The following is a 5,345-nucleotide window of genomic DNA, read 5'->3' as shown; positions in this document are numbered from 1 at the left end:
GTTCTATGCCCAGAATGTGATGCAAATATGATAATCAAAGGACGATGAGATTATCATATTTGCTTGGCATAAGGGTTTTTACTCGACCGTAGGGAGATTTTGTTCTTTTATGTCAAAATTAAAAAAGAGAGTTGTTTCTTAAAAACATCAACTCTCTGTATATTTATATGGGTTTATGCTTAGGAGCGTGTCTTTATTAATAAAGATGGTTATTATTGTTATCTATTTAACAGCAATTATCTTTACAATCTTGAGTAGCGCAGCACTGATTACAAGATGGATCACACCAAAACTCATTCCAAGGGTCACACCAAGGGTCACAAAAACATTTATTATCAAAATTATTGTTAAAACAATTATCATCAAAATTATGTGCATTTTCAGAATCTGACATAATATCACTCCTTATCATTCGACAGTATATGATATGTAGCATAATTGAAAATGATACTAAAATTTTTGTATTTACTGAGATACTAATGTTTTTTATTTAAAAACAAACTACAATGAATATATAGGGGTGTGATAATTTGAAATTTTTAAAAAATAAATTAATAGTATCATGTCAAGCTTTATCTGATGAACCATTACATTCTCCATTTATAATGGGAAGAATGGCATTAGCAGCTAAAGAAGGAGGTGCTTCAGGGATAAGGGCTAATACAAAAGAGGATATACTAGAAATTAAACGAAATGTTGATTTGCCTATTATTGGAATAGTGAAAAAGGATTATGTTGATAGTGAAGTGTATATTACTACAACAATGGCTGAAATTGAAGAGTTAGTAGAGGCAAAAGCTGACATTATAGCTATTGATGCTACAAGTGCCACAAGACCTAATGGTGTACATTTAGATGAATTTTTTCTGGAAATAAAGCAAAAATACCCTAAAGTAATATTAATGGCTGATTGCTCGAATTATGAAGAAGCAGTTCATGCTGATGAATTGGGTTTTGATTTTATTGGGACTACATTGGTAGGATATACAAAGCAAAGCAAAGGTATACAAATAGAAAAAGATGATTTTGAATTAATAAAAAATATATTGGCTAAAGTTACAAAACCTGTAATAGCTGAGGGGAATATAGATACACCTGAAAAAGCACGTCGTGTTTTAGAGTTAGGATGTTATAGTGTTGTAGTTGGTTCAATAATTACTAGACCACAAGTAATCACAAAAAAATTTATGAATGAAATAAATAAGATAATGTTGTAGTGCACAATAAAAGGAAAACATGATAAATTTTTTCTGTGTTGAGGTAAAATCAAATAAATATTATGTCGATTTATATGTATATTATTAAAGGTTTTTAAAGAATGTTGTAGAACTGATATGTATTGAACATTAAATTTTAGAAGGGAAGTGAGATTAGTGAATGAAAATCAAATAGAATTACAACAAGAAATTGAGAAAATACTTGAAGAAAATGGTATGAAATCGGATGCACCATTTAATATGGTTGTGATTAGAGAAGCTATTGCAAAGGCTATTGCAAAGACTACAACGAAGGCTATTTCAAATGCTATTAAAGAAGACGATACTTTTGCGACCTTACTTAAAAGAATAAATACGACCAATTATTAATGATAAAAGACATCCTAAATGGATGTCTTTTAATTTACCCATATGTAAAGCAATTAAGATATGGTATAAAATAATTTATAACTTACTATATCCAATTTAAAGATCCTGCGCAATTTTATTTAATTGTTCCGACATAGAGGTCAGTTCTTCAACACTCGCTGTAATTTCCTCGGTAGCAGCTGCTTGTTCTTGACTTGAAGCCAATGAATTCTGACTTCTTTCACTTGCATCACTAACTTTTGATTTTATGTTGTCAGTTAATTCTTTGATTTTAGGAACAGTACTTTTAGATTGTTCAGACAATTTTCTTATTTCTTCTGCAACAACGCCAAACCCTCTGCCTGCATCTCCAGCCCTTGCTGCTTCTATGGCTGCATTTAGTCCAAGCATCTTTGTTTCATCTGCAATTTCTTTTATGAAAGAAGACACTTTATTAATTTCTTCTGATAGGCTAATTATTTTTTTAATCTCATTATTTAGTTCTAGTTCATTAGTATGTATATTAGATGCTGATGCCGCCAATTCCTCAATAGCAGAAGCTATTCCTGTAAGACCACTTTCGAGATTTTCTGACATATTACGAAGATTTGCCGCAACTTCTTTAGGGGTAATTATTACAAAAGTCGCAACAACTTCATCTGGATTGTCTTCGTCAAATAGTGGATAACATGTTTCAAGGATAGGTACTCCATATATTGAAGCATCCAGTTCATGCGTAATAGGTTGTTTTTTATTTATCGTCTTTTTTGCAATAGACTCTTCAGAAAGAATATTATTAACTTGTAAAGATTTCACGTCAAAATTTTTTGAAGTTTGTTTATTTATTATTTTTTCTAAATCGGTTAAACCCATACCGGCTCCTTCTGGAAACATTTCAGCTATGATTGGTGCAAAATCAGGGAATGCTTTAACCACAGGATGTAATCTGGGAATTAAAATAGAAAAAGCTCCAACAACTTCATCGTTATCATTAATCAAAGGAACTGCAACAGTCCTTAATCTTGTACCATAAAGAGAACGAGGAATATTTTCGGTTAATGTCTTTTTATCCCTCATTGCTTTACTGGCTACACTGTTATTTTTAATTAATTCTCCAACATTGAAGAAATCTAAGTCAAATACTTCAGATGATTTTCTCCATGTTATTGTGTCACCTTCAATAATCAAAAATAAAATGCCACCAGGTATAATGTTAGATTGAAGCTCAGCGACTGCCTTTAAATAATCTAATCCATTTATTGAAATCATGATACCAACTCCTTTTCCAAATTATATTTAAAAATTTCTGACTTTAGGTTTAAAGCGTTCAATATTATAATTATCCTTTGACCAATTATACTGACACCTTGTATACTGTTTTTACTAATATTTACAATTTCCGAACTTAGTTTTTGAATTGATTGTTCATCAATTTTAATAACCTCTGAAACGTCATCAACAATAATACCTATCATCATGTTATCAAGTTCAACTATCAGTAACCTGCTATCAATACTTCTCTCAGATTGATCCATTCCAAATTTTTTTTTAGATCAAAAACAGGAATTACTTTACCTCTTAGATTAAATACACCTTCAATAAATGAGGGAGTACTGGGTAATGGGGTAAATTTAGGTATGCGAATTATTTCTTGAGCATAAGAAATATTGATTGCATATTCATCCAATCCCAGGTTAAATACAACTAGTTGACAATAACTCAAATTAATACAGCTCCTTTCATAAATTTATAATGAGAAACAATATGCTTGTCCAATTATTAATACCAGTACTATTTTGCTTTTCAAAATTACTTGGTATTTTACTATCGGTATTGAAAGATAAATCTTTAGTCTTTTGAAAAAATGATTGTATAATGTCGTATTATTTGTAATAAAAAGATAAAATAATGTAGTATTGTGTGGAAATATATACAAAAGATTACAACTGTTGTATTATAAATGCTTCAAAATACAGGGAGTCCTTTTTAAATTTGAAATACTATCGTGGACAAACTTTTGTAAAGTTAAATTTACAATAAATAGTCAAATCCTTTAATGTTCAAGAAACAACGTTCTATAACATAGGTATTGTATTTGGCGGTAATTTAACATAACCTTAAATCAATATCATATACACGGAGATAAATGTCAGAATAAATATTTAACAGGGGGCAAGATGCATGAGTTTTCTAATAGTAGCAATAGTTTTTATTGTGTTAGGTTTTATCTTAATGAAGTATCCATCAAAAATTATAAATAGTATAATTGGGTATAGAACACTTTTATCAATGAGAAATCAAGACACATGGGATATATCACAAAAACATTGTGGATCTAGTTTGATAATATTTGGAGTTATTAATGGAATTTGGGCAAGCTGGTCAATCATTAAACCAACGGTTATTAATAATCACAATATGCAAGGAGCATTAATATTGTTAAGCGTTATAAGTATTGTAGTTATTGAAGAAATACACTTAATGAAATTATTTAATAGGGATGGAAGTAGAAAAAAATATAATGATTTATAAAAATCACTAGAGAATAATAGCACAAATTTTGTTTGCTGGATCACAGAAAATTAAATTATCACAGTGAAAAAGCAAGGAATGAGGAGGTAAAATTAAATGAAATTAATAATTGAAAATATAGAAAAAAGTTATGGAGAGAAACAGGTGCTGAAAAAAGCTTCATTTACCTTTGAAAAAGGCAAAATATATGGATTATTAGGACGAAATGGAGCAGGCAAAACAACTCTTTTTAACTGTATTAGTGGGGAAACTAAATATGAAAATTTTAACCTATAGAGTAGCTCCAAGAACTTTTAAGTTAAAGTAAGAGAAATATTGAAAAACATATTGATTGTCTATAAAAAATGCAAAGGTAATTAGGAAAATTAGAATGCTAAACTAATTACTTTTGCATTAAAAAACTATTGTGGTACTCTTTTCTATTTTTTCAAAACAGACGCAATAAAATCATCAATCATTATTTGAAAACTCTTCTCTAAGTTTACCGGATTTTGAAAATATCCATGTGCACTTAAAGAGACAAAACCGTGCAAAAGACTCCTTAATTCCCTACTTTTATGAATTGTAAGATTTTCGTCTTTTATATAATAACTTAAAATCTTACGTATAATAATGCCGATTTTATCAGCTAGATGTTTTACAGCCTCATCTTGTGTACTTGGAACACTTATATAAACTCCATAAGCTGTTTTATTTTTCAAAGCAAAATCCCTATATGCATATGCAAACTCTCTAATAGCAAATTCACCACTTTTACCAATTAACCTTTGCATTAGTTCTAACTTCAAGTTATTTAAAAGATATACTGTCATTTTTATTTTAAGATCATCTATGTTAGCAAAATGATTATATAAAGATTGATATTTTATACCTAGTTTTTCCGCGATTTTTTGGAAAGTAAGCTGATTAATCCCAATTTCATCAGCCAATAAAACTGATGCTTGAATAATTTTTTCCTTGGTTAAATTTCGTTTTTGCACCATTTAATCGCCCTTTTCAATTTTACTTATTAAAAATAGTTTATCATGATAATCTATTTTTATCAAACTACAAATAATATTTTTAAACTATATTGTACAGTTTACAAACTAAAAAAAGTAGTTTATTATTATATTAGAATGTTATGTATAATATAACATGATTAAGCCACAAAAAGCTATATTTTCTCCGGTAGGAGTTAAGCTATTTCAAATTTTAGGCTATGCCTCTTGAAAATATTGTAAATTAATATGAAAATTTCAATAAAAA

6 protein-coding genes and 2 pseudogenes are annotated in these 5,345 nt (G+C 29.0%); 4 read left to right on the top strand and 4 right to left on the bottom strand.

The genetic code is table 11. The features are described 5' to 3' along the window. Positions 1-226 precede the first annotated feature (226 nt). Complete coding sequence (locus KPL38_RS18055) at positions 227-394, bottom strand: hypothetical protein (RefSeq protein ID WP_216290525.1); 168 nt, start codon at positions 392-394, stop codon at positions 227-229. Between the two features lie 136 nt (positions 395-530). Between KPL38_RS18055 and KPL38_RS18050 the strand changes: the two genes are divergently transcribed. Continuing rightward, the gene (locus tag KPL38_RS18050; RefSeq protein ID WP_216290524.1) at positions 531-1,217 is read left to right on the top strand and encodes an N-acetylmannosamine-6-phosphate 2-epimerase; all 687 of its coding nucleotides are present in this window, start codon (positions 531-533) and stop codon (positions 1,215-1,217) included. 156 nt (positions 1,218-1,373) lie between these two features. Continuing rightward, positions 1,374-1,586: a hypothetical protein gene (locus KPL38_RS18045; protein ID WP_216290523.1), complete on the top strand. Its 213-nt coding sequence runs from the start codon at positions 1,374-1,376 to the stop codon at positions 1,584-1,586. Positions 1,587-1,682: 96 nt separating this feature from the next. On the opposite strand, the gene KPL38_RS18040 is transcribed toward KPL38_RS18045, so the two are convergent. Both KPL38_RS18040 and KPL38_RS18035 read right to left on the bottom strand, forming a co-directional pair. After that, positions 1,683-2,834, bottom strand: a complete 1,152-nt coding sequence (locus KPL38_RS18040; protein ID WP_216290522.1) for a methyl-accepting chemotaxis protein — start codon at positions 2,832-2,834, stop codon at positions 1,683-1,685. After that, positions 2,831-3,252, bottom strand: a pseudogene (locus KPL38_RS18035) (chemotaxis protein CheW). Before KPL38_RS18035 ends, KPL38_RS18040 begins: the two are co-directional and overlap by 4 nt. Positions 3,253-3,746: 494 nt before the next feature. On the opposite strand from KPL38_RS18035, the gene KPL38_RS18030 reads away from it, so the two are divergent. Next, complete coding sequence (locus KPL38_RS18030; RefSeq protein ID WP_216290521.1) at positions 3,747-4,097, top strand: SdpI family protein; 351 nt, start codon at positions 3,747-3,749, stop codon at positions 4,095-4,097. Positions 4,098-4,193: 96 nt separating this feature from the next. Continuing rightward, positions 4,194-4,352 (top strand): annotated as a pseudogene (locus KPL38_RS18025) (ATP-binding cassette domain-containing protein); the annotation flags it as partial. Between the two features lie 164 nt (positions 4,353-4,516). Here the strand turns inward: KPL38_RS18025 and KPL38_RS18020 are convergent. Beyond that, a complete protein-coding gene (locus KPL38_RS18020) occupies positions 4,517-5,080 on the bottom strand; it encodes a TetR/AcrR family transcriptional regulator (protein ID WP_216290519.1) in 564 nt (187 codons plus the stop codon). Between the last annotated feature and the right edge of the window lie 265 nt (positions 5,081-5,345).

The organism is Clostridium psychrophilum, assembly GCF_018861705.1.
GTDB classification, from domain to species: Bacteria; Bacillota; Clostridia; order Clostridiales; family Clostridiaceae; genus Clostridium_AD; species Clostridium_AD psychrophilum.
Note: the sequence above shows the minus strand (reverse complement) of the source record. Positions and strands in the feature narration are given on the sequence as shown.

What these genes read in the sequence shown, in the direction of transcription:
- KPL38_RS18020 (WP_216290519.1), bottom strand. Translation starts at nt 5,080, where the DNA reads ATGGTGCAAAAACGAAATTTAACCAAGGAAAAAATTATTCAAGCATCA.
- KPL38_RS18055 (WP_216290525.1), bottom strand. Translation starts at nt 394, where the DNA reads ATGTCAGATTCTGAAAATGCACATAATTTTGATGATAATTGTTTTAAC.
- KPL38_RS18040 (WP_216290522.1), bottom strand. Translation starts at nt 2,834, where the DNA reads ATGATTTCAATAAATGGATTAGATTATTTAAAGGCAGTCGCTGAGCTT.
- KPL38_RS18030 (WP_216290521.1), top strand. Translation starts at nt 3,747, where the DNA reads ATGAGTTTTCTAATAGTAGCAATAGTTTTTATTGTGTTAGGTTTTATC.